Here is a 23,658-nt window from a genome sequence, read left to right on the forward strand (position 1 = left end):
ATGGGTGCCTTTTTTGTATACTTATTTTGTGTGCTGGTTACGAAGAATGTGGTTATGGACTTTAATCTTGCTTTAAAGCTTTACACAGCAGAACAGGTCAAAAATGGTGAAGTGGTTGCCGCTCAGATGGCAGGCGTTTCAATGTATAGCTTGATGCAAAGAGCTGGGATGGCTGTTTATGAGCGCTTTCTCCACCTTTACCCCAGAGCAAAAAGTGTCCTGGTGGTCTGTGGGAAGGGTAATAACGGCGGAGATGGCTACATTTTTGCCTCTCTTGCTAAGCAAGCACAACTCAATGTTAAAGTATTCCAGCTTGGAGATGTGACCTCTCTTACTGGCGACGCTCTTCGCGCCTACGAAGATTGGCAAACTGTCGATGGTCAGAACAGCAGTTGGGATGATTGGAACACAGCGTTACTTGAAGCGGATGTCATCATTGACGCGATACTGGGGACCGGGTTGAGCGGTGAAGTGAGAAAAGAGTATCGCCGCTATATTGAGCAAATTAACCAAATTCGTTGTCCGGTCATCGCGGTCGACATTCCCTCTGGACTATGCGCCAACACTGGCTCCGTGTTGGGAGATGCAATATATGCAGACCACACCATTACTTTTATCGGCGTCAAACAAGGTTTAGTGACGGCCCAAGCAAGAGATCATGTGGGTGAATTGCACTTTTGTGGCTTGGGCGTCAATGTAGAATTTGACTCTATAGAAGAGGAGAGTGCACTAGGTATTGATCACAAAGTCATTCCTCGACTTTTACCTCCACAAAAACCAACCGCTCATAAAGGCGACAACGGTAAATTACTTTGCGTCGGTGGCAATCTCGGAATGGCAGGCGCGATTCGCTTCTGTGCTTCGGCTGCTGTGCGCAGTGGATCGGGGCTGACTGCCGGGATAACCCATCCAGCGAGTCTGGTGCCACTACAAATCGCTTGTCCAGAAGTGATGAGCCAAAGTATTACGGCCGATGAATTGCGAGATTCCGAAAATGAACTGACTAAGCGAATTAGATGGGCTGATGCGTTAGTTTTTGGCCCTGGGTTTGGCGATGATGAATGGGCATATCAAGCTTATCAATACTTGTCACAGCCGCATAAACCGAAAGTCGTCGATGCCGACGGGTTGAATATATTGGCGATGCTCAGTCAGCGTTATGATGGAACGCTAGTGTGCGACAACCAACGTGTTATGACACCACATCCGGGAGAAGCCGCGCGTTTGTTAAATGTTACTACGCAAGATGTTGAACGTGACCGATATTCAGCCGCTAGACAGTTGCACGAACGTTTTGGTGGCGTGGTGGTGCTGAAAGGAGCGGGTACTCTCATTTATGACGGCATACGAATGTATGTCTGTCTGGCTGGTAATCCAGGGATGGCAAGCGGAGGTATGGGAGATGTACTCTCTGGCGTCATTGGTGCATTGTTGGCGAAAGGTATACCAACCTCTATTGCTGCCAGATTAGGCGTCATGATCCATAGCCACGCGGCGGATATCAATGTGAGCCAATATGGAGAGCGAGGATTGTTAGCCAGTGATGTCGTAGAAACACTTCGCTTTGCCATGAATCCATGAAAATTGGGGTTAATTTAGTGAAAATATCACCGTTTCAAGTAGGGTAAGAGAGCGTTGTTTGAACGGTATTTTACGTAATTGAGATATGAAACCTGTGAATCTGAACACCGCGAAGCAACGGTTTGCGCAATCGTTTGAGAGTTGCTTCATCTTAACTTGTTGAATTTGTTAAATAAGAAAAAGATGTGATGGTTTTAGAGGTGTTTTTGATATGCGATTTTCAAGATGGTAACACAAAAAAAATGCAAATATCAGACTTGTAGGAAATAAATCACAGCCTATAATGCTGAAAACCGGAGCGTCTGCCAACGCTCCGGTTTTTTTGTGTCCGAAGAACAGTGAACTCGTCTGCCAACGACTTCACTACGCACTCTGAGATGACACATAGACATATGAATCAAGGAATTACACAATGCGTATCGAACAAGAACTTAAGTTAGGTTTCAAAGATGTACTGTTTCGCCCGAAACGTTCTACCCTTAAAAGTCGTTCTCAAGTAAATTTAACCCGCGATTTTACATTCAAGCATAGTGGTCGTCAATGGTCTGGTGTGCCTGTAATTGCAGCGAACATGGACTCGGTTGGTAGCTTTGAAATGGCTACCGCGTTAGCTGAGCATGGTGTAATGACAGCAGTGCACAAGCACTACACAGTAGAAGATTGGGCGGAGTTTGCGAAATCAGCAGACAAAGCAACGCTAAACAACGTAATGGTGTCTACGGGGACGTCTGATGCAGACTTCCAAAAAACCAAAGACATCATGGCGCTTTCTGACGAGTTCATCTTCATTTGCGTCGACATCGCGAATGGTTACTCAGAGCACTTAGTCGAGTACGTAGAACGCGTACGCGCAGAATTCCCAGACAAAGTTATCTCTGCTGGTAACGTCGTCACTGGCGACATGTGTGAAGAGCTAATTCTAGCGGGGGCAGACATTGTAAAAGTGGGTATTGGCCCAGGCTCAGTATGCACGACACGCGTTAAAACAGGTGTTGGTTACCCGCAGCTTTCTGCAATCATCGAATGTGGTGACGCGGCGCACGGTCTCGGCGGTATGATCATCGGTGATGGCGGTTGTTCATGTGCTGGTGACGTTTCTAAAGCATTCGGTGGCGGTGCAGACTTCGTGATGCTTGGTGGCATGCTGGCTGGTCACGAAGAGTCGGGCGGTGAAGTTATCGAGAAAGATGGCAAAGCCTTCATGAAATTCTACGGCATGTCTTCTCAGTCGGCTATGGACAAGCACTCAGGTGGTGTGGCTAAGTATCGCGCAGCTGAAGGAAAAACCGTACTATTACCTTACCGTGGAAGCGTTCATGGCACTATCCAAGACATCCTTGGCGGCGTACGCTCAACCTGTACATATGTAGGCGCATCAAAGCTTAAAGAGCTAACTAAGCGTACGACTTTCATCCGCGTACAAGAGCAAGAGAACAACGTATTCGGCAAAGAGTAAATCGACTGAATATCGGAAAATTCGAATAATTAAGAGCCGCTAATAGCGGCTCTTTTTTTGCCCTAAATTTGACTAGTGGCGACAGAGCTATAAAAAAATTTTGTGGCGACGGGCTATAAATTGCTAAGAGGGTTACGGGTAATCGCCTCAGATAAATGATCGGGTGCGAAGTGCGAGTAGCGCATGGTCATCGAGATATCAGCATGGCCAAGCACATCGCGCAGAACCAAAATGTTGCCACCGTTCATCATAAAATGACTAGCGAAACTATGGCGCAATACGTGGGATGCTTGTCCAGAGGGCAGGGTAATGCCGAGTTTATTTTTCAGAATGTAGCAAAAAGGCGTGTAGCACTCTTCAAACAAAGAACCTGAGGTTGGCTTCGAGATCTCTTCATAGAGCTCTTTAGAGATTGGCACGGTGCGGTTCTTTTTGGTTTTGGTGTTCGTGAAGGTAACTTTGTACTGGGACAGCTGGCTGCCTTTTAATTGAGCCGCTTCGTTCCAACGCGCACCAGTGGATAAGCACAGCTTAACAATCTTCAGCATGTCTGCTCGTTCGTGTTGGCCAACGAGTACGAGTAAACCTCGGATTTGCTCTTTAGTCAGGAAAGCCATATCACGTTCTTATTCTTTAAATGGCTTCGCATCTTCTAAAGGGTTCGGAAGCTTCCATTCTCCCAACTCTTTGAGCTTATTAAACACCGCTTTAAAGCGAGTTAACTCAGAGTTGAGTGTCGATACATTCGGTTTACCACGGTTCCAGCGCGACTCATCAACAAAAACCAATTCACCAGATATCCTTTTACCGAGCATAAAGTTTGATCATGTTCCAACTCACTAGTGGACAAAACTGGCTGTTGATCTTAATAGACTCGACAGCCACCTTATTTGTGAGCCAAATGAACCCTCACACGGTATTCTCTGCAGCAGTAAAGTGGTAGTTCTCGGCAGTTTTCTCCAATTCATCCAAGTCTTGTGGCGCTAACAGCTCTTTTGCCTGTTGCATACAATGTTTCAATGAAACAACAGTTTTACTATCTCCATCTTGCGTGTAGTCAACATCAAGTAAAGAGACGTTTAGAGCGGGCTTTTTACCTTGGTAAAGCCACAGGTTTTTATGATCATCGTAGATATAGGCTTTCGCGAGTTTATGGCCATACTTGGCGATGAGGTCGACGGCATCCAAAATATAGTCAATTGACTCAGCATCCATTAAGTAGTGAAGGTTGAGTCTCACCCAACCTGGTCGAAAGGATTGTTGACCTTGTGATAACTTGTCCTCAATCTTAAGGCTTTGTTCTTCAGATATCGCTAACAGCTCATGCGCATATGGACCAGCGCATGAACAACCTCCTCGAGCTTGAATGCCGAAGAGGTCATTCAACATAGCGACGACCAGCCCGTAATTAAGCCCTTTAATAATGAAAGAAAATATGGCTAAACGGGGCAAGTTAAGACTCCCCAGGAGATCTAAGTTCGGTGTCTGATTCCATTTTGTAAATGCTAATTCAACGAGGTGCTCTTCCTTTCCTTGGATGTAATCAAGACCAATAGACCGTTGTAGCTTAAATGCGAGCCCAGCTCTAATAGAGCCGACGATATCAGGAGTTCCTCCTTCTTCACGCCGTTCAATATTTTCGACATAGCGATGGGTACTGGTGTTTACATAAGAAACAGTCCCGCCGCCATTGTTGCTCGGTATACTTTGACTAAAACAGTCGTCGCGAACAGCAAGAATTCCGGGCGTTCCAGGGCCACCAAGAAACTTATGCGGTGAGATAAATAATGCATCAATAGGCAGCGCTTGCAGATCAATTGGCATATAAGGCGCTGCGGCCGCAAAATCCCAGCAAGCGAGGGCTCCGTGAGACTTAAGCAGGTGAGTGATGGCTTTAATATCTGATTTCAAGCCCGTGACATTAGACGCTGCAGAAAAAGAACCCACTTTTAACGGAGCATTTTGATAATGTTTGAGTTTCTGTTCTAAGTAAACTTGGTCGAGCTCCCCCGTTACAGTTAGAGGAACTCTAACCAAAGTGACGTCTGCTTCACGCCAAGGTAAATCATTAGAGTGATGTTCGTATGGGCCAATAAACACGACTGGCTTGGCGTTGGTATAGCGAGGCAAATCAAGCAAATGAATGAATTTATTGATTGCACTCGTTGCGCCAGAACCGGTGAAGATAACAAGATGTTCTTTGGTCGCGTTAAGAGACTGTCGAATAATCTGTCGGCTTTGCTCTCTTAGTTGTGTGGTTTGTCTACCAGTAAGCGAAGTCTCAGTATGCGTGTTACCATAATATGGCATCACTTGCTGCTGGATAAACTGTTCGATGAACGCAAGATTGCGGCCCGATGCTGTATAATCAGCGTATACCAATGGCTTGGTACCAAATGGGGTATTTATCGGCCTGCGCTCACCAATTATGTTGCGGCGGATAAACTCCAAATTCAAAGACATCTTTTGATCCTCCTTAACTGTTTAGACAGGTTTAGTTGCGACACTAAACGCCATTTCTCCATAAGGCGTGTTGACCACTTTCGTCGCTAAATTTGAGGGATTACAAGCCGATAGCGCTTGCTCAAGGGTGCCAAACTCGAGCGATAAAGCGCCATTGGCTAGCTCGGCAGGAAGTCGACCAACAATATGAAAGCTAGGCGCGGTGCGATCTTCGTTTAGTGTTTCATGAAAGGACACCAAAACGCCGCCGGGTTTTACGCATTGCCAAAGTTGCTCCACACACTGGCCCAAGTCTTCAGCAAAGTAGAGCGACATTGCTGCGAGGATGATGTCGTATGAGCCCCCGAATTGCCCATCGTTCATATCCCCCTCTAGTAGACGCACTCGGTTGTCACCCTCCCATGGGTTGTTTTGTAAGTGTTCAGTCATTTCATGGCTGCAAGGAGGAAGGTCAAACAGCGTGACTTCACTACTAGGAAACTGGGTACAGATGGTTTTGGCTAGTTCAGGAGAACCAGCACCCACATCCAAAAGCTGCATCCCATCTTTCCACTGCGGCAGTACTTCAAGTAGCGGTACTAAACTTGGGTTTCGAGTACTGATATGGAAAGTATGCAGTCGTTGAAAGGCTTGCTTCCAAAACGACGGGTCACGCAAGTTAATGTTGCAATCACGGTTATTTGAGTGTGTTAGCCATTGAATAGCACGTTCAATCGGCAATTGTTTAACTTTGACTAAAAGGCATAAAGTATCACCCATGTAGCCTTCCGATTTACTGTAGAGAAGCTCAATATAACTTGGATGTAAGCGATAGAACTGAGCTTCTTTGATCATAAGTCCAATAGATACGTAAGCATTAAGCAGCAGTATCAATTGTTCCGTTCGCCAACCATAATTAGATGCCACACAATGGGCTTGATTGGGATGACGAAAATGATCAAACAGTTGGGTTTTAAAACCGAGTTCAATTGCGCTCCAGCGTAGTGGACCAAGTAAGATATCGAACAGCGCCTTCTGACTGTCAAAATTATTGTTTTTATTATTCATAGAGTTACCATTTATATTGCGCAGTCAGGGAGAAAGTACGCGGTTGGGTATCTTCAACCAACACACCCGCCATGGTATTCACTGAACGGCTGTAGACTTCTTCGTCAAATAGGTTATTCACCGCAAGAGTCATAGTGACTGGGTCCCATAGGTATCGAAGGCTAAAGTCGACAATTTCATGAGCGTCTTGCTCCAGTAGGTTGGTACTGTCGAAGAAGTACTCACCGCTACCACGCACTTGCAGAGAGCTAAGCCATTGTGGTGTAGGCGCAAAGTCTAAAGACGTCGACCAAGTGTAGTCTGGGGTGTAAGGAAGATCGTGCTTTTCAACGCCCGGACTTTCTGTTTCACCTTGCTGTAGGCCAAGCGTGGCAGCTAATGACCACTGGTCGTTTAAACGCCAGTCAAATTGAGTTTCAAGGCCATAGATATCTGCTTTAGCGGCATTTGAAATTTCTTGTACTAGTCCAGGTTGAATGTCGACAACCTGTTTGTCGCTGACTTTGTTGTAGAAGAGTACAAACTCGGTAGTGACAGCGCCTTGGGCCCAAGATGCACTATGTCCTGCTTCATAAGCTAGGGTGTGCTCGGGGTCATAGCTGAAGTTATCGATATTTGATGAATAGCCATAGTTAAATCCACCCGGCAGATAGCCGGTAGACCAACTCGCATAGAGAGATTGATCTTGATTGAACTTATACTCGGCGACAATTTTCGGTAACCACTCAGTGTCTTCAATGGATTGATCAAAGTTACCTAGGCCAGTTTGTTTGCCTTTTTGCTCTATGTGCTCGGCGCGGATGCCAGCTGTTAAGGTTAGATTCTGAGTCACAGGGAACTGAATATGTCCAAAGCCTGCGGCGCCCCATTGATCATTGTCGGTCACTCGTTGAATGCCAGTGAAACCGATAGTGAAGTCGGAAAGGGTGTCTTGCTTATACAAGTAGCCACCAATTGCCCATTTTATCTCATTATAGTCCGCAGAAGAGAGGCGAATTTCTTGTGAGAACATCTGATCAGACAGATAAGAAAGCGTATCCGATATTGCTGGCATTGGAGAGCAGTCAGGGTCCATTACGAAGGTTTCTTCGTAATCAGTGTAGCCAGTGATAGACGTTAGAGTTGTGGTATCGAGTTGATGATCAACACGCAATGAGTGAAGTTGGAACTTTTCGTCATGATCAGATTCGGTATTTTGATTGACGGTAAATCGATCGGTTGCTGCCATGCCAGTTAGATAGCGCATAGTCGCTCGCCCTGCGTCTTTTTCCTGCCAATGGGCGCGGTAAAGCACTTCAGTATCAGGCGTCATCAAATAAGACAGGCTACCTTGCAGATGCAAGTTTTCGTTTTCATCGTTTGATTGTCGGTACAGGTTGTAATATGGGCTCTCTTTGGTTTGATAATCTAGGGCGATATTCGTCGTTAAACTGTCATTGCCTCCGCTAATTCCACCTTGGAATTGATGGCCTGGCTCTTGGTCATCTGCACCTGCAGTTCCGAGATAACTGTATTGGCCCCAACCATTAAATCCGCTTTGTGGAGTTAGGCTTTCAACGATAAGGATACCTGCTTGAGAGTTTCTTCCGTAGTAGCTGCCTTGTGCACCTTTAATCAGTTCAATTCCATGGCTGTTTAGTAGAGTAGGCGCTTGTTTGATCCCTAGTGGTAGAGAGACATCATCTAAAATGTAGCCCACTGGCGAGTTCAAACCCGCATCAATCGACGACTGACCGCGAATCACAACTCGGGTTTGTATGCTTGATTGTTCCACGAGCGTGTTGCTAACAAATTGACTGATTCGTTCGGTGGTGGAAAGAGCTGGTGTCTCTAATTGGTCTGCTGGAATTTTAGTTTGACTTGCTGGAACGTATTCCGTTGATGTCGGCCAATATTTTCCGGTTACTGTGATGACTTCTGTTGAATTAGGTTCGGATACGGTTTGCGTATCTTGAGCACAAACATAAGCAGAAGTACTAACTAATAAAGTGATGAGTATCGGTTGTGTGTTCATGCAATCCATTTCGCTTAGACATGTTTGGTGTAGCGATACTATAGGGATTGTGAAACGGCACGATATAAAATGCGGAACAAGCGGATATCAAATCGCGAACACTCTGCAACATTGTTCGTGAAATGATAGAAATCAGCTCGCGATTTGATATTTTTTCTTTCCTCTCTCCTTTTTAATACCGTTCGTCCACTCGTGCATTTGGGTGGAGAATTCAAAGGGAGAAGGAATCACCATGAAACTACCACCGCTTGTTGAAACAGCAGCTAGCCTTACTAAGGAAGAAAAACAGCGCTATAGCAGACACATCTTATTGCCTGATATTGGTTACCTAGGTCAGTGTCGTTTAAAGAACGCTAAGGTGCTTGTTATCGGTGCTGGGGGACTAGGTTCTCCGGCCCTTCTATATTTAGCAGCAGCAGGGGTAGGTACGCTTGGAATTGTTGATTTTGACCATGTCGATGAGTCTAATTTGCAGCGTCAGATTATTCATGGACAGTCCAATGTTGGTGTTAACAAGGCGCAGAGTGCCAGAGCATCAATATTAGATATTAACCGTTTCACACAAGTGGTTTGCCACGAAACGCGATTGGAATCAGAAAACGCGCTAAGCATTTTTTCTAAGTATGATCTTGTGCTTGATGGCACAGATAACTTTTCTACCCGTTATTTGGTTAACGATGCCTGTGTTCTCGCACGTATTCCTTATGTATGGGGCTCAATTTTCCGCTTTGAAGGGCAAGCTTCAGTATTTTGGGAAGAAGCACCGGATGATCGTGGCTTAAATTATCGTGACCTTTACCCGTCACCACCTCCCCCAGAGCATGCACCTTCTTGTTCTGAAGGCGGTGTTTTAGGCGTGCTATGTGCGGCCATTGGTTCGGTAATGGCGACCGAGGCGATTAAGCTTATTACAGGCACAGGTACCAGCTTACTTGGGCGATTGATGGTCTACGATGCCCTGGATATGACGTATCGAACTCTACCACTTCGCCGAGCAAAAAATCGCAAATCTATTACTGAGCTAGCCGATTACCAACATTTCTGCGGCTTAACTCAAGCTAAATCTGACTCAGTTGTACCCACCATTAATCCTTCTGAGCTAAAGACCTTAATAGACAAAAAGGACTCAATCCAGCTGGTGGATGTTCGTGAGGCAGGCGAACGAGAGATTTGCAATATTGCTGAGTCTATCTGGATTCCGCAACGAGATATCTTAAACGGTAAAGGCTTAGAAAAACTTGATAAACAGCGTCCAGTGATCGTGTACTGCAAAATGGGGGGGCGCTCGCGTAAAGCTCTGGTGGCAATGCAAGAGCAAGGCTTCGAGTCGCTATTTAATCTTGACGGCGGAATTCTAAATTGGATTCGCCACATTGATCCATCACAGGCTAGTTACTAAGGAGTTACCATGCTTACTCTATCCCAATCCCATCTCGATGCCATGATCGAACAGGCTAAACAGGCGCACCCGATAGAGTCATGCGGTTTGATAGCTGGCCCGTGGGGCAGCGATCAAGCTGTGGAATTAATTCCGATGATCAACAGTGCAGAGTCTGAAGTCTTCTTTCGATTCGACTCTAAGCAGCAGTTCAGAGTTTGGCGCGAGATGGACGACAAGGATCAGGAGCCCGTCGTTATTTACCACTCTCACTCTGCATCGAGAGCATACCCAAGCCGCGATGACTTAGCGTTCACCGTATCGCCGCGAACCCATCATGTGATTGTTTCAACCGATCCAGAGCATCAATTTGAAGTACGCAGCTACCGTTACATCAATGGCAGAGCTGTTGAAGAAACCATTAAAATTATTCAATGAGGATATTATGTCAGTTACTGTTCACGTTCCAACCATACTTCGCTCGCTAACCAATGATCAAAAGACCGTCAGCTCCAATGGCGACAACGTACGCTCACTGATAGACAACATGGAATCAACCTTCCCTGGCATTAAAGATCGCTTAATTAAAGAAGGCGAAGTTCATGGGTTTATCAATATCTATGTTAACGATGACGACATTCGTTTCGGTGAAGGGCTAGACACTGAAGTGAAAGCCAATGATGCCATTACTATCCTTCCCGCAGTTGCTGGCGGTTAATCAATTTAATTGGGGTAAGTCATGGTTGCAGTCAAGGCGTTCAGCGCATTGAAATTCAAAGGGGTAATTAAAGGATCAAGCGATGCATTTGTCCCATTAATTACGGCGGTTATGTCTCATGCGAACAAGATGGGTGTGACCTTTATAGAGTCAGAATCCACGTCCAAAGCTCAGGAAATTGTTTTCGCGATAGAAGATGCTCATAAAGAGTTTGAACTCATCGTGACTGCCCCGATCATTGATGGGGAAGTGTGTGGCGAAGTCGAACTCCAAGTAATGACGGGGTTGGTATCAGTACACAGTCGCTCATTAGATCGCATCGTACCAATCGGGGTAGATTACATTTCGCATGTTTCCGCTTCACTGATCATTCAACAACTTTTATCGGGTTTGATTGGCCGCCACCGTGGTAGTCAATGCGCAAAAGCGACGTTTGATATGACTCAGGCGGGTTTGCTTGCTGTTGGTCAATATTTGGCAGGGGCCACCACAGAACAAGGTGCAGAAGCATTTCCATCGGGCTCATCTGACCCAGATTTAAGGCCACCTTTTATTAGCCAAGATGGTGTGCTTTTTGAGTTAGAGTCTCTAAACCCTAGCGGTTGGCAAGGCTTTTGGCTGGCATTAGGCGTGGATGCGAAGCAAATTGGTAAAGGGTGGCATGCATTTATGGGCCGCTACGCCAAGGGTATCGCACCGCTTCCCGACTCAATGGTGAAGGTTTTAAATGGTAGGCCTTATCAATACCTTGCTCAAGTGGCCTCTCAGTACAATGTTGCGATTACCCCAGTTCGAAGTCTCGCGGAGCGCATTCGGGATAAAGACGTTGATGCCGTGCTTTGTGACGGACCTTATTCAATCGAGCCGGTAGATTGTCGGCCGGCTTCATACCAAGCACTGTCTGATCTGACTCATGAATCATTACTCCCGTTAGCGGGAATCAAGGTGGTTGAGTCTTGTCGCCGGATTCAAGGTCCATTGGCGGGACATATTCTGGCACTGTTCGGAGCAGAAGTGATTCGAATCGAACCGATTGGCGGCGATCCTCTACGAGATATGCCTCCATTGGCAAATGGTTCTTCTGCTCGTTTTCAAGCACTTAACGCCAGAAAAGAGATTATTGAAGTCGACATCAAATCTTTGACTGGTAAGCAGCAGGTCGCCTCTTTAGTCAAAGAGGCCGATGTATTTGTTCACAACTGGGCGCCAGGTAAAGCGGAAGCGTTACAACTCGACGAACAACATCTTTGCCATATTAACCCATCTCTTGTCTACGCGTACGCCGGTGGATGGGGTATTGCCGATGATCACATTGCGTTGCCTGGTACAGATTTCATGGCTCAGGCTTACTCTGGTTTAGCAGAAATAATCTCACAATATTCAGGCGTTAAAGGCGGGACGCTATTTACCGCCACTGATGTTTTTGGAGGAGTATTAGCTGCTCAGGCAATCATTATGGCTATGTATTGTCGAGTGTCTGGTGCTTTTGCTCTCAGTGTCGGTAGTTCGTTGCTTGGTGCTGCGACTTTACTTACTGAATCTCGTTTACAGCAAGAACCAGACAATGTTCGAATGGTTGGCAACGCTGACCAACCGAATGATAGTGCGAGTGCATTGCAACACTATACCGATTTATCTCAGCTTTCTTCACATCCGCTCACGGAGCCTTTTTTAACGACGGAAAGCTATACCCAATTAAGCGATTTATGGAGACCGCTATGAATCCATCAGGACTGATTAATCTGATTCCAGAAACCGTACAAAATGAGTTCAAACATTCGGGGACCTACCCTGAAGTAACCATCTTTGACGCTTTTCAAAATCAAGTTAGAAAACAACCTGACGCAATCGCGATATGCTCTAGTACGGAAAGCTACCGTTTCCGACAAATTCACGCGATGAGCGTTAGGTTAGCGCATGCATTGATCAAACAAGGATTAGTTCGTGGTGACACTATTGTCTATCAGTTGAGTAATAGTTGGCGCTGTATGGTCATTGATATCGCTGCGGCGGCGCTTGGTGTGATTGTATGTCCAATACCAACTGGCCGCGGAAGACTGGATATAGAGTCCGTGCTAAAACGCAGCCAGGCGCGTGCCATTATTGTCGAGAATCAGCCTGGTACCGGTGAGGTATGTGAGATCATAGAAGCGATTCGACCTCTCATGTTAGCGTTACGATGCTTAATCACTGTCGGTGAACCAAAAGAGCATTGGCATCACTTTGATAAGCTATTGCAGCATGAACCGCTAGAAACGTTTCCTGATGTCTCTCCCGATGACCCTGTGCGTCTGTTAGTCTCTTCTGGCTCAGAATCTGAGCCTAAGCTGGTGGCGTATACTCACAACTCGCTTTTGGGAGGGCGTGGACGCTTTATGGCGAAACTGTCTCAAGGTGCTGAGCGATTCGTCCCTTTATATTTAATGCCACTTGGCTCTGCTTTTGGTTCCACGGCCAGTTCATGCGTGATGACTTGGTTAGGTGGCACAGTTGTCATCTTGTCCAAGTTCACCGTCGATGCCGCCCTTGAAGCGATTGAACGCTTCAAACCAAGTCATATCTTAGGTGTTCCGACAATGTTCCAAAGATTGACGGCAGATGAAAGGCTCAGTGAGCTCGACCTTAGCCATCTGGTTGCCATTGTGAGTGGCGGCGCTTTGATTGATGAAGAGACCATTCATCGTTGCAGAAAGAGCTTTGGTTGTCCGCTGATCAGCTTGTATGGCTCTGCCGATGGGGTGAACTGTTTTAACTCTGTCGATGATGCTATTGAAAAAGTGGTTTCCACCGTTGGACGTCCTGATCCGTCGATCTGCGAGATTCGCATTGTTGATGTTCAGCATCAGCCTCTTGAACACGGTGAAGTGGGGGAGATCTGTGCTCGTGGGCCTATATCACCGATGCAGTATGTAAATTCTCCACGATTAGATGAAACTTACCGGGATCAAGGAGGGTGGGTTTACACTGGTGATTTAGGCTGTATTGATGGCGAAGGCTACTTGCATCTGATGGGTCGCAAGAAAGATGTCATCATCAGAGGTGGGGCAAACATCAGCCCTGCTCAGATTGAAAAACTTATGACATCTCACCCCTTGGTCGTGAGCGCTGCCTGTGTCGCGGTTCCTGATGAAGATCTTGGTCAACGAGTGTGTTTATGTCTGTCGCTCAAACATGGCCAACAGCCTCTTTCTTTAAACGAAATCGGTCAGTATCTTCAAAGCAAAGGGCTTGAGAAGCATAAGCTTCCTGAGTACATCAGCCATTTCAGCCAATTGCCACTAAGTCCGGCAGGCAAAGTGGATAAGCCTTCGATACATAAAATGCTTTCCGAGCTTTCGTCTTACCTGCCGAGTACCCGCAAAGAAGTTGAACAGGGGCATTCGGCATGAATCAGCCATCAGAGGTTCCAAGTCTGGACGTTTCTAATCAGTGGGGGCTCGCGTCTTTGCTTATGGCAGCAATGGCTCTGCCCATGCTTATCCTGTATGCCAGCGGTGCGCTGGCACCTTACATTCTAAGTGAAGGTATTGTGAGTCCGCAGCTGTTAGGAGGATTTACGTTAGCCTCGTTTGGGGTGGCTGGCCTGTGTTCCAGTTCAGTGGGTAAATGGGTGAAGCGATCTGGGACAAAAAAAGCTGGAGTGCTCCTTTTTCTGTTTACCGCAGCATCGTTAGCTTTATTGGCAAGGACGCAAAACATTTGGCTTATGTTGGCCGCAGCGGGACTGTGTGGTTTTGCACAAGCATTGGCAAACCCAATGACAAACCTAGCCATTGCAACACAAGTTCAAGCCCAACGTAGGCCTTTTGTGGTTGGGTTAAAGCAGTCTGGGGTTCAGTTGTCAGCGTTAATTGCTGGATCGCTAATGCCGTTCGTAGCCAATCACTTAGGATGGCGATTCGCTATCGGAATGACGGTTCCCCTATGCCTGATGTTTGCATTCATTGTCATGTTTTATCGCTGGGAACGAAAGTCTAGTGCAGTTAAACCCAAGCCAAGAGGCGACGCTAAACCAAAAACGGTTGGCTATTTAATGATGGCGCAAGGGTTAGTGGGTGTTGTGCTTGCCGGATTTGTTACCCAAGTGCCGATATTAGCCACAGAACTCGGTTTAACGCCATCGGAGGCAGCATTCAGTATCACTCTGTTTGGATTTGCTGGCCTGTTATCACGATTAGTACTAACCCCTTTGGCGAGCAAAATGAATCACCAAAGCGACATGTTCCAGTACTTAATCCTGTTAGCGATAGTGGCAATCATTATCACGTTTTCCGCAAACGCGAATCAAATCTGGATGCTATACATAGGTGTGGTGGGCATTGGTTCGACCTTAGTTGCAACCAATGCATTAGCCATGGCAATGATAGTGAGTGAACCTAGTTTAGGTGATGTGTCTGTTGCTTCTGGACGCGTTTCATCCGCTTTTTTCTGGGGGGTAGCCGCAGGGTCCTTGCTTTATCAGTTTGTTGTAGGGGCGTTGGAGTCAACTCAGGCAGGTGTGATCCTTTTCGTCGTGTTGTTGATGATAAGTTTATTGAGTTTGCATATTTTGCGTCGCTCTCTCGACAAAGCTAAGCACTCGGTGGAGACGACGGTATGAACTCGGAGCACTATTCTCGCCTGCTCCGCAAGTTAACCCAGACAATACAAGATACTGAACAAGAGGTGTTTCCTCAGTTTCCTTTTTACCGAAAAAGCGACGAATCAAAATGGCAATTGTCTAATCGCGGTGCTTGGTTGTCTGGTTTTTGGCTGGGCTGCTGTTGGTTAGCAGATCGTTTCTCGGATAGTCCAGCTGATGTTGACCACTGGGGGGAGCGCTGTGATCAGCTGAGCACAATCCTTGAAGGTGATTCGGTGTTTCAAGCGATGAATGCTTGGTACGCTTTTGGGCCAGCATGGCGCTTAGCGAAAGACAGTGATGCGAAGCGGCGCCTAGTGGCTTATCAGTCCCAATTGGCGACGCTATTCGAGCCTTGGGGTGGTTTTTCTTTAGGCTCTGATATGGGTGGCGGCCCGGACAGCAACAGAGTGGTCTCTCTTGATCCTTGTGCGGCTATCTATGAGCTCTCATCCGTTGAAAACTGGATTCGAATGCCTTGTGCCCATTCACTTCACATCAATACTCATTTGATGGATGCAGAGAGCCGTTTTTACCCACATGCCAAGCTGATAAGTCAGGGCGAAGTCCAACAACAGTGGCTCGCGTCGGGCAGCGCTGGCGGGTGGGAGAGAGGCCAGTGCTGGGGAATGCTAGCACTATGCTCCGCGGAGAAACAATTGACCGATATCAGTGAACAAGACTATCTGGCATCGGCTGCTTTAGCATGTGAATACTGGTGGCAGCACTATTGGCGAGACGCAGATTGCCAAAGTGCCTGCCAGCCAACTCAGGTTGATCCATCGGCCATGCTCATCGCCATGGTCGCCATGTTTAAATTAGACGAACTTGTCAAAGGAGGGCAGTGGAAGAAACGAGGGAAAGCTGTATTAGACTGGCTAATTCATTCTCCCTATCTAGTCGAAAACAGCGACTCTCTCAGGTTTATAGGATGCCGCTACAAAATAAATAAAAGCGCGACTAACCAAGAGCTTATCGAAATGCCTCACGGCTACTTTTTCTTATATCAGGCTTTACTTACCGCCACTGGCGCAATAAATGCGAGCGATTTTTAACCTTCAGATTTTTAATATTCAATTATTTACTACGGAGAGTAAAGATGCATCATCACATTGGGATTTGTGTGGTTGCTCAATCGGATATTGTTATTGACGGCGTAAAAAGAGCCATCGACTTTTTAGAATCGGCTATCGCTACTGATTCGGTTAGTCAGAAACCATGGCAGCCAGATGATACGATCCAAGTCCACCAACTCATGGAACACCTGTTAGTTCAGGCAAGAGCCCATCTGACCGGAAGCAAGCACCAGTTTAGTTTTCATATTTATCACTACACGTCGATAGAGAAAGCAAAGGAGTGCCTATTATCAGATCCAAATGGCTCAATTGATCTCGTGATTGCTGATGAATCAGCGCTAAACAATACCCAAAACAACGACGTGAGTGAATCGCTTTTAACCCTTCACAATTATAGACCGGGCAGCCTTTCTCCTTACTCGTTTATCATGTCGTTAGATACGTTAACGCCCGCACATAATCAGCTGATGCTTAATGACTCTGTTCGTTTGTGCTTACGTCAAAAAGAGCCGTTAATTTGGTCAATGCAGGTGATCAAAACGCTGATGGATCATTTGGATGCCAGCTACATTAATCCGATGTTTGCGCGCGTAACGAGATCCGTGGCAACCATCTCTTCTGTTGCCCGATTTATGTTTGATTATATGCAGCACAACTTCGCCAATAACTGGCACTTTCGATATTTCAATGCCTTATCAGACTTCTCTACTGGCAGAAAAACTCGCTGACATTGCATCAGGCGAGTTATCGCGAGTGTTCCTCAGTAACTCAGGAACTGAGGCCGTAGAAGCCGCTTTGAAAATGGCCCTGGCGGCGTCTTCGAAGTCAACACTCCTTTACTGCAATAACAGCTATCACGGTAAAACGTTTGGAGCACTTTCTGTCACTGGGCGGGATAAGCATCGCAAACACTTTGAGCCACTCTTACGTCAATGCCAGCCCATACCGTTTGGTGATGCAGAGGCATTAGAAGTGGCCTTAGTGGGAGGCAACATTGCGGCCTTTATTCTCGAACCGATTCAAGGCGAGGGGGGAGTGATCCTTCCACCAGAGGGGTACCTTAAGAAAGTACGTCACCTGTGTGATCAATATGGATATCTATTGATCGTGGATGAAGTTCAAACTGGTCTTGGCCGTACAGGTAAGTTGTTCTACTGCGAGCACCAAGATGTGGCCCCAGATATCTTAGTTCTGTCTAAATCACTTTCAGGCGGGGTCGTTCCTATTGGTGCAACGTTAGCGACCGCTGAAGTCTGGGACCAAGCTTATGGCAGCATTGATCGATTTGCTCTGCACACTTCTACATTTGGCGGTGGTAACTTAGCTGCGACTGCTGCCTTGAGCACGATTCAGCTCATTCAAGATGAAAGACTTGCGGATAATGCGTATTCAACCCCCGTTGATTTTGACCCGTAAAGAGGCAACAAAATTTGCTGATGCTTTCCGTCAGGTCTGTGAAGACATGGCTACTTTTCAAAATTGATTAGCTTATACGTAGGAGAAATGATAATGACAGTACTTGATGCGAATCAGAAAGCACTAATACAACAGACACGAGATTTCGTGGCTCAGCATCTTATTCCTCTTGAGTCTAAGATCGCTGAATTCGGTGGATTAACCGATGAAGAGTCTAAAGACCTGACCCTTAAAGGGATCGAAGCAGGCCTATTTGCTACCAATATAGGCAATGAGTATGGTGGCAAAGGTGAGTCTGTTTTTAACAATGTTCTGATTCAAGAGCAGTTGGGAGTCACGAAAGATGTACTGGTTCGCCGTGCGAGCGGTAATATTTATGAATGCCTGACGCTAGGGAGCGAGATTCAAAAGGAGACCTATCTACAACCAGCATTACGTGGAGAAAGGTGGTGCGCTCTTGCTGTGTCAGAGCCCAATGCGGGTTCCGACGTTGTTTCGATCAGCACAGCAGCGGTAAAAACCGAGAAGGGTTGGAGGCTTAATGGCAGAAAAATGTATATCAGTGACTCGGAGTATTGCGACTACTTTATTGTTGCTGCGAAAACAGAGCCAGAGAAGGGGGCAAAAGGTATCTCACTTTTCCTTGTTGATAAGAGTAAAGCTGGTTTCTCACTTGGAAAGCGTTTTAACATGATGGGCTTTGTTGGCACAAGTCACTGTGAACTGATCTTCGAGGAGGTTGAGCTTGATGAAGATGCGTTGCTAGGTGAGATCAATACCGGGTTTAAAATTCTGTGCCAAACATTAGGTAAAGCGAGACTTGCCAAAGTTGCTGCCAGAGCCATTGGTAAATGTGTTCGAATGCTCAACCTTATGCTTGAGCATGGCAAAACCCGAGAACAATTTGGTCGCCGGTTGCTTGAATCAGATGCCATGTCGCATAAGTTAGCAAATCATCATATCGAAGTGCGAGCTGCTCGTGCTTTGTTATGGGAAACGGCTAAACGCATGGATAATGGTGAAGGCTGTCGTGATGAAATATCAATGCTTAAGGTACTCACGACAGAACTAGTTGGCCGCGTAGCTGATGATGCGGTTCAGTGGTTTGGAGCGTCAGGCTGCCATGATGGCGAACTGATTGAAAGCTTCTACCGCGATGCAAGATTATTCCGCATTATAGATGGCACGTCAGAAGTCCATAGAAATATTATCGCTCAGTCCATATCTAAACAAGGTGTGCGTGATATTTTAGAACTGTATTAACGATGCTTATTGACATAAAGAACAGAACCACCTTGTTGACAAGGTGGTTTGGGGCTGAAAACAAAAAAGGGCGTAAGCGCCCTTTCTTAATAGCAATGGATGTCGTTAGTGTGCGGAATTCGATACTAGCCGGGATCCACGTCCTAGGTAGATGGCAATCGAAGTTGCAATCAGCATCGCCACCATTGCTCCCCACACAGGCATTAACGGGGAAAACTGATACAGTGCACCGCCTAACATTGGGCCTAGCGCCCAACCTAAGCCTTTACCAACGGTATTGACCGAGGCGAAGAAAGCCTGACGGTGTTCACCCGCCGATTGACTCAGCAAAGTTAGGTTAGCGGGCATAATCAAGCTCATGCCTAAGCCTATAGCCATCATCGCGAGTAGCAATTGAGTAAAACTCGACGCCGCCACCAGAGCATACAGACTTCCACAGCCCATGGATAAACCGACAAGAAGCAATACTCGGGCTTTTTTTATGCTTAGGAAGCTGAGTATGAGCTGCCCAACAGCCATACACACCATGGATGCGGTTAGAAGACCACCACTTCCTTTCATCGCCTCTGCTGGAGTAAAATCAAGCTGATCTTGTAAGCGTAATCCGGTGGTGTGCTGTAAAAATCCATAGGTTACCAGGGTGCAAAAAGTAATAGCGACAAAGGGGAGTGCTTGTGTCCAGTTGACAGTCTTTTTTTGCTGCCAATGCTGAAGTGGAACTGACTCCGCTTGGGAGCGGTTCAGTCGTTTGTAACCAAACAAACTCACAAGCATACCCATACCGATAACGATAAGAACACTTGGAAAACGTTCAACGCCGGTGTTCATGACTATGTAACCGCCCAAGATGCTTCCAAACCCAAATACAAACCCCATCATACCCATGCCCGAGAAGCGTTGTTCATTATTTGTGTTGTCCGCGATATAGGCTTGAGCGGCTGGCATTAGCCCTGCAACACCAATAGATTGTCCTATTCTGAGAATAAATAGCACAGCGTAAAGAGACAGGATCCCGAACAACGGAAACCATTCGCTATAGGTAAAGGCGACACCACATCCAACTAAGAAAACACTCGTAAACAAGATACCTATCAATATGGATGACGCTCGGCCAGTATTGTCAATATAGCGTCCCCAAAATGGAGCCACTAGCATCATGCAAAACGCTGAGACAGAAAGAAGTATCCCGGTTTGTAGTGCGCTGTACCCGAGTGCTCGCCCAATTAAAGGAAAGCCAATCATGAAGATACTATGCGCGATAGCATTGCCAATCAGCATAAACAGCAAAGGAAACAGTTTAGTAATATGAGAGGGGAGTTTAATGGCCATGACCAAATTCCGTATTAAGTTTAGAAGTTCGATAAGTAACGGGTGTGCACCCTTCATACTGCCTGAAAGCTTGAGTGAAATGGCTAGCGCTGCTAAAACCGCAGAAATGAGCAATGGATGTGATGCTCTGCTCTTTATCTTGTAAGTAGCTTTTGGCAAGTTGTAGACGGTATGTCCGTAGCCAGTCGAATACAGTTTTGCCGTATTTTTTCTTGAAATCTCGATTGAGTCGAGTGTGGCTCATACCGACTTGTTTGGACAAATCATGCAGGCTAGGTGGATTGGCAAGCTGAGCAACCAGAATGTCCCTTGCTTTCTCGATTAGGCAGATTTTCCCTTTGATATGTTCTGTGGTGTTATCGAGGGTGGTTGCTGATTGGCCTAATGGGAGCAGCCAATGGGCAAACAGCTCAAGGATACGACCTTCAGCCTTGATTCGATCAAAAGGCGTTTTCAAAGGGTTGTTACAAAGCGGGGCCATCCATTCTTGATTATTTTGCTGGATAGCAATGTGAGAAGCTTCGTTATCTAAAATATTCAATAGCGACTGATCATTACTGGTAAACGCTTTTTTTAATCGCTGGGTAGGGAATTTGAGCACCGCCATCTCATGGTGGCAATTTGGAGCGCTGTAGCGATAGAGGTTCTTACCCTTTAAGTTAAACAGCCAAATGTCGCCAGCTCTGACTTGATGGTTAAGGGAGTGCTCTGAAAGTCCAAAGTAGCTTTGACCTTTGAGACCAAACACCATCAATGTGGTATCTCTAGGGTAGCAAGCTTCTGAAATGAGCGGGTCTTCACCGAAATAGTGACTTCGCGTAAAGCAAATGTCCTGGCAAATATTGAAACAACGGAATCGACTGTCTCCCTTTTGTTTCATTAAGCAGACGTCATACCAACTCATATCTTCACCATGAGAGCTGGCATGCAGTTGATTGGTTACTCGATTTAATGACTCTTTTAAGATTAGGAGAGGCCCTTCATCAGGACTCTCCCCCCCTTTACTGGTCATGCTTCTATCATGGCGGTTCACTTGAATATCTCAATATAATGATAACGATTATCATTATATTTTAATGTGGTGTAATAGCAACTTTGTGCATAAGTTAAGATTAAAAGTGTTGGGTGGATCAGACAGATTTAAGCAACTTTTTGTAACTTATACTTTTGCCACTAGATTTTCTGAAAAGCCAGTTATTGGTAAGCTTGCGGTAAATACCCTATTGCAATAAAAAACGGAAGGTGACTAGCCTTCCGTCTCTTTGCTACTTTACGACTTGTCAGCGCCTCATATTCCAAGGTATTACCGTCTCTAAGTCATCAGGTGCACTGGCTAAACGCTCGAAGCAAGCCGCCAGATACTCCGATGGCATGAGTCCATTCACCTTAGTTGTCTCAAAGAACACACACTGGGCATAGTGATCCGCACCAGCAGTTTTGGACGCCTCGTTAGTGATTGCACTCACTTAACTCGGTGTCCAAGATTGATCGAGCGGCTCACCTACCTGGTTGTGTATTGAATACAGCAAGCGTACAGTAGGTTACTAGTAACACAGATAAATTGGTTAGTCTTAGGTAGATAGAAAGAACTTGATGTTTTTTGATATAGACTTTTATGTTACGAATAGTACTGTTGAATAACCGATTTTCGAATCTGTAATCATCATAAGTGGAGGCAATAATGGCATTTAAAACTCCGCCTTTAACGACGACAGAAGCTAAAGAAGTTCGCCGTGTTGGGTTTGAGATCGAATTTACCGGCTTAACCATAGGGAACGTGACGCAAATACTGCAACGTGTTTTTGGTGGTGAGCTAGAGAAAAAGTCCACAGTTGAATACGTGTTGCACACACCTGAATACGGGAAGTTTAAGGTTGAATTAGACTGGGAGTTTCTTAAAAACACGGCGTTGGATGCAAAAGTAAAAGATGACGGACATGAGTGGGTGGATTTCTTACATCAACTCGCATCTTCGGTAGTGCCGTTGGAAGTCGTATCTCCACCAATCCCTTTAGATAAGCTGGAAAAATTGGATGAGCTCATTCCCGTTCTGCGCAAAGCTGGCGCGAAGGGCACTGATGACTCAGCCGTTGCTGCTTTCGGCGTTCATATTAACCCTGAACTTCCAGCGCTTGATGTTCATACTATCCATCGTTATTTGCAATCTTTTGGGCTATTACAATGGTGGCTTAATGAGGCTCATGACGTTAATCTAACTCGAAAAATTAGCCCGTATATCCAATTATATTCCGAAGAATATGTAGAGCTTCTACTGAGCAAAACTTATCAAGATAGGAGTGTATTGATCGATGACTATCTCACTCATAATCCGAGCCGGAACCGAGCGTTAGATATGCTGCCATTATTTGCCTTTATTGATGAAGAAAAAGTTAATAAAGCAGTGAAGGATAGTAAAGTAAATCAAAGGCCGACATTTCATTACCGCCTACCTGATTGCTTGATTGAAAATACAAACTGGAGCTTCGCGACGTCATGGAATATATGGTATCTAGTGGAGGCTTTAGCTGCCGATACTGAGGCACTAGACTTTTTATCTGGTCGTTTTAAAGAAATGTCTCTGCCGCTGATCGGTGTAAAACGTAATGATTGGGTTAAGGAAGTCAGTCAGTGGATAAAAAACCGAGAATTGGGGTAACGGGCAATCATCGAAGTTGGTCACCTTCGTGGTGGTGTACAAAACTAGCGCTCACACTTGCAGGAGCAAAACCTGAGAGAATCAGCGTTAAGCACCAATGGTCAGGGGAACCACTCGATGGTCTAATTATTGGCGGTGGTGATGATATTGACCCTGAACATTATGGCGGTGAAGCTCGTGAGCGGGGGGAATTTGATCCTGAGCGCGATAAGCTAGAGATACACTGGATAAAATGGGCGCTAGAAAATCATGTCCCAATATTGGGGATTTGTCGCGGGTCACAGCTGGTGAATGTTGTACACGGTGGTAACTTGTATGCGGATATATCGACATTACGTAAGCGAACCTATAATCGCCCGGGCTTGTTACCAACCAAGCAGGTATTTGTCGATAGAGAGTCAGATCTGTTTGCTTTGTGTGGCAAACCTAAGTTGAGGGTAAATAGCCTACACCATCAGGCTATTAAAGATGTAGGAGATGGCTTACGTATTGTAGGACGAGATCTGGATGGCTTTGTTCAAGCAATCGAAAGCACACAATCTCAGCCTATCCGAGGTGTTCAATGGCATCCGGAGTATATGTTTTATCTGCCTAGCCAGTTTAAGTTGTTTCGTTGGCTAGTCAGGTTGTACCGCTAATT

At 46.0% G+C, this 23,658-nt stretch carries 19 protein-coding genes and 1 pseudogene; 14 read left to right on the forward strand and 6 right to left on the reverse strand.

Annotation, left to right across the window (positions count from 1 at the left end; genetic code table 11):
• Window positions 1–54 precede the first annotated feature (54 nt).
• Window positions 55–1,581 (forward strand): NAD(P)H-hydrate dehydratase, encoded by a 1,527-nt coding sequence (locus L3V31_RS03840; RefSeq protein WP_237314802.1) that lies wholly within the window; start codon window positions 55–57, stop codon window positions 1,579–1,581.
• 412 nt (window positions 1,582–1,993) lie between these two features.
• The gene (locus L3V31_RS03845; RefSeq protein WP_237314803.1) at window positions 1,994–3,037 is read left to right on the forward strand and encodes a GMP reductase; all 1,044 of its coding nucleotides are present in this window, start codon (window positions 1,994–1,996) and stop codon (window positions 3,035–3,037) included.
• Window positions 3,038–3,150: 113 nt separating this feature from the next.
• Here L3V31_RS03845 and L3V31_RS03850 read toward each other — a convergent pair.
• The 4 genes and pseudogenes from L3V31_RS03850 to L3V31_RS03865 all read right to left on the reverse strand — a co-directional run.
• Window positions 3,151–3,843, reverse strand: a pseudogene (locus L3V31_RS03850) (tyrosine-type recombinase/integrase); the annotation flags it as partial.
• A 103-nt stretch (window positions 3,844–3,946) separates the two neighbouring features.
• Window positions 3,947–5,500: an aminotransferase class V-fold PLP-dependent enzyme gene (locus L3V31_RS03855; RefSeq protein WP_237314804.1), complete on the reverse strand. Its 1,554-nt coding sequence runs from the start codon at window positions 5,498–5,500 to the stop codon at window positions 3,947–3,949.
• Window positions 5,501–5,521: 21 nt separating this feature from the next.
• A complete protein-coding gene (locus L3V31_RS03860; protein ID WP_237314805.1) occupies window positions 5,522–6,547 on the reverse strand; it encodes a class I SAM-dependent methyltransferase in 1,026 nt (341 codons plus the stop codon).
• 4 nt (window positions 6,548–6,551) lie between these two features.
• Entirely contained in the window at window positions 6,552–8,561 is a 2,010-nt protein-coding gene (locus L3V31_RS03865) for a TonB-dependent receptor (RefSeq protein WP_237314806.1), read from the reverse strand.
• A gap of 232 nt (window positions 8,562–8,793) precedes the next feature.
• Between L3V31_RS03865 and moeB the strand changes: the two genes are divergently transcribed.
• The 10 genes from moeB to L3V31_RS03915 all read left to right on the forward strand — a co-directional run bounded on the left by moeB (window position 8,794) and on the right by L3V31_RS03915 (window position 19,033).
• On the forward strand, window positions 8,794–9,960 hold the full coding sequence (gene moeB / locus L3V31_RS03870; protein WP_237314807.1) for a molybdopterin-synthase adenylyltransferase MoeB: 1,167 nt from the start codon (window positions 8,794–8,796) through the stop codon (window positions 9,958–9,960).
• Between the two features lie 9 nt (window positions 9,961–9,969).
• On the forward strand, window positions 9,970–10,377 hold the full coding sequence (locus tag L3V31_RS03875; protein WP_237314808.1) for a M67 family metallopeptidase: 408 nt from the start codon (window positions 9,970–9,972) through the stop codon (window positions 10,375–10,377).
• Between the two features lie 7 nt (window positions 10,378–10,384).
• The gene (locus L3V31_RS03880) at window positions 10,385–10,657 is read left to right on the forward strand and encodes a MoaD/ThiS family protein (protein ID WP_237314809.1); all 273 of its coding nucleotides are present in this window, start codon (window positions 10,385–10,387) and stop codon (window positions 10,655–10,657) included.
• A 21-nt stretch (window positions 10,658–10,678) separates the two neighbouring features.
• Window positions 10,679–12,379: a CoA transferase gene (locus L3V31_RS03885; RefSeq protein ID WP_237314810.1), complete on the forward strand. Its 1,701-nt coding sequence runs from the start codon at window positions 10,679–10,681 to the stop codon at window positions 12,377–12,379.
• Window positions 12,376–14,046, forward strand: a complete 1,671-nt coding sequence (locus L3V31_RS03890; protein WP_237314811.1) for a class I adenylate-forming enzyme family protein — start codon at window positions 12,376–12,378, stop codon at window positions 14,044–14,046. Before L3V31_RS03885 ends, L3V31_RS03890 begins: the two co-directional genes overlap by 4 nt.
• Entirely contained in the window at window positions 14,043–15,257 is a 1,215-nt protein-coding gene (locus tag L3V31_RS03895; protein ID WP_237314812.1) for an MFS transporter, read from the forward strand. The genes L3V31_RS03890 and L3V31_RS03895 overlap by 4 nt, the downstream gene beginning before the upstream one ends.
• Window positions 15,254–16,333, forward strand: a complete 1,080-nt coding sequence (locus L3V31_RS03900) for a hypothetical protein (protein ID WP_237314813.1) — start codon at window positions 15,254–15,256, stop codon at window positions 16,331–16,333. The genes L3V31_RS03895 and L3V31_RS03900 overlap by 4 nt, the downstream gene beginning before the upstream one ends.
• Before the next feature lie 44 nt (window positions 16,334–16,377).
• Complete coding sequence (locus tag L3V31_RS03905; RefSeq protein ID WP_237314814.1) at window positions 16,378–17,082, forward strand: hypothetical protein; 705 nt, start codon at window positions 16,378–16,380, stop codon at window positions 17,080–17,082.
• Window positions 17,042–17,770 carry an aminotransferase class III-fold pyridoxal phosphate-dependent enzyme gene (locus tag L3V31_RS03910; protein WP_237314815.1) on the forward strand — a complete coding sequence of 243 codons (729 nt, stop codon included), beginning with the start codon at window positions 17,042–17,044 and terminating at the stop codon, window positions 17,768–17,770. Before L3V31_RS03905 ends, L3V31_RS03910 begins: the two co-directional genes overlap by 41 nt.
• Window positions 17,771–17,863: 93 nt before the next feature.
• A complete protein-coding gene (locus L3V31_RS03915; protein ID WP_237314816.1) occupies window positions 17,864–19,033 on the forward strand; it encodes an acyl-CoA dehydrogenase family protein in 1,170 nt (389 codons plus the stop codon).
• Window positions 19,034–19,138: 105 nt separating this feature from the next.
• Here the strand turns inward: L3V31_RS03915 and L3V31_RS03920 are convergent, their stop codons facing one another.
• Both L3V31_RS03920 and L3V31_RS03925 read right to left on the reverse strand, forming a co-directional pair.
• Entirely contained in the window at window positions 19,139–20,362 is a 1,224-nt protein-coding gene (locus L3V31_RS03920; RefSeq protein WP_237314817.1) for an MFS transporter, read from the reverse strand.
• Window positions 20,352–21,374 (reverse strand): AraC family transcriptional regulator, encoded by a 1,023-nt coding sequence (locus L3V31_RS03925; protein WP_237314818.1) that lies wholly within the window; start codon window positions 21,372–21,374, stop codon window positions 20,352–20,354. Before L3V31_RS03925 ends, L3V31_RS03920 begins: the two co-directional genes overlap by 11 nt.
• 669 nt (window positions 21,375–22,043) lie before the next feature.
• Here L3V31_RS03925 and L3V31_RS03930 point away from each other — a divergent pair.
• On the forward strand, window positions 22,044–23,018 hold the full coding sequence (locus L3V31_RS03930) for an amidoligase family protein (RefSeq protein WP_237314819.1): 975 nt from the start codon (window positions 22,044–22,046) through the stop codon (window positions 23,016–23,018).
• The gene (locus tag L3V31_RS03935) at window positions 22,991–23,656 is read left to right on the forward strand and encodes a type 1 glutamine amidotransferase (RefSeq protein ID WP_237314820.1); all 666 of its coding nucleotides are present in this window, start codon (window positions 22,991–22,993) and stop codon (window positions 23,654–23,656) included. The genes L3V31_RS03930 and L3V31_RS03935 overlap by 28 nt, the downstream gene beginning before the upstream one ends.
• Window positions 23,657–23,658 lie beyond the last annotated feature (2 nt).

It is taken from the genome of Vibrio sp. J1-1 (genome assembly GCF_021728395.1).
Classification (GTDB): domain Bacteria; phylum Pseudomonadota; class Gammaproteobacteria; order Enterobacterales; family Vibrionaceae; genus Vibrio.

Bases quoted from the DNA above. Each gene is read 5' to 3' on its own strand.
- L3V31_RS03840 (WP_237314802.1), top strand. From the start codon at position 55: ATGGACTTTAATCTTGCTTTAAAGCTTTACACAGCAGAACAGGTCAAA.
- L3V31_RS03845 (WP_237314803.1), top strand. From the start codon at position 1,994: ATGCGTATCGAACAAGAACTTAAGTTAGGTTTCAAAGATGTACTGTTT.
- L3V31_RS03855 (WP_237314804.1), bottom strand. From the start codon at position 5,500: ATGTCTTTGAATTTGGAGTTTATCCGCCGCAACATAATTGGTGAGCGC.
- L3V31_RS03860 (WP_237314805.1), bottom strand. From the start codon at position 6,547: ATGAATAATAAAAACAATAATTTTGACAGTCAGAAGGCGCTGTTCGAT.
- L3V31_RS03865 (WP_237314806.1), bottom strand. From the start codon at position 8,561: ATGAACACACAACCGATACTCATCACTTTATTAGTTAGTACTTCTGCT.
- moeB (WP_237314807.1), top strand. From the start codon at position 8,794: ATGAAACTACCACCGCTTGTTGAAACAGCAGCTAGCCTTACTAAGGAA.
- L3V31_RS03875 (WP_237314808.1), top strand. From the start codon at position 9,970: ATGCTTACTCTATCCCAATCCCATCTCGATGCCATGATCGAACAGGCT.
- L3V31_RS03880 (WP_237314809.1), top strand. From the start codon at position 10,385: ATGTCAGTTACTGTTCACGTTCCAACCATACTTCGCTCGCTAACCAAT.
- L3V31_RS03885 (WP_237314810.1), top strand. From the start codon at position 10,679: ATGGTTGCAGTCAAGGCGTTCAGCGCATTGAAATTCAAAGGGGTAATT.
- L3V31_RS03890 (WP_237314811.1), top strand. From the start codon at position 12,376: ATGAATCCATCAGGACTGATTAATCTGATTCCAGAAACCGTACAAAAT.
- L3V31_RS03895 (WP_237314812.1), top strand. From the start codon at position 14,043: ATGAATCAGCCATCAGAGGTTCCAAGTCTGGACGTTTCTAATCAGTGG.
- L3V31_RS03900 (WP_237314813.1), top strand. From the start codon at position 15,254: ATGAACTCGGAGCACTATTCTCGCCTGCTCCGCAAGTTAACCCAGACA.
- L3V31_RS03905 (WP_237314814.1), top strand. From the start codon at position 16,378: ATGCATCATCACATTGGGATTTGTGTGGTTGCTCAATCGGATATTGTT.
- L3V31_RS03910 (WP_237314815.1), top strand. From the start codon at position 17,042: ATGCCTTATCAGACTTCTCTACTGGCAGAAAAACTCGCTGACATTGCA.
- L3V31_RS03915 (WP_237314816.1), top strand. From the start codon at position 17,864: ATGACAGTACTTGATGCGAATCAGAAAGCACTAATACAACAGACACGA.
- L3V31_RS03920 (WP_237314817.1), bottom strand. From the start codon at position 20,362: ATGGCCATTAAACTCCCCTCTCATATTACTAAACTGTTTCCTTTGCTG.
- L3V31_RS03925 (WP_237314818.1), bottom strand. From the start codon at position 21,374: ATGACCAGTAAAGGGGGGGAGAGTCCTGATGAAGGGCCTCTCCTAATC.
- L3V31_RS03930 (WP_237314819.1), top strand. From the start codon at position 22,044: ATGGCATTTAAAACTCCGCCTTTAACGACGACAGAAGCTAAAGAAGTT.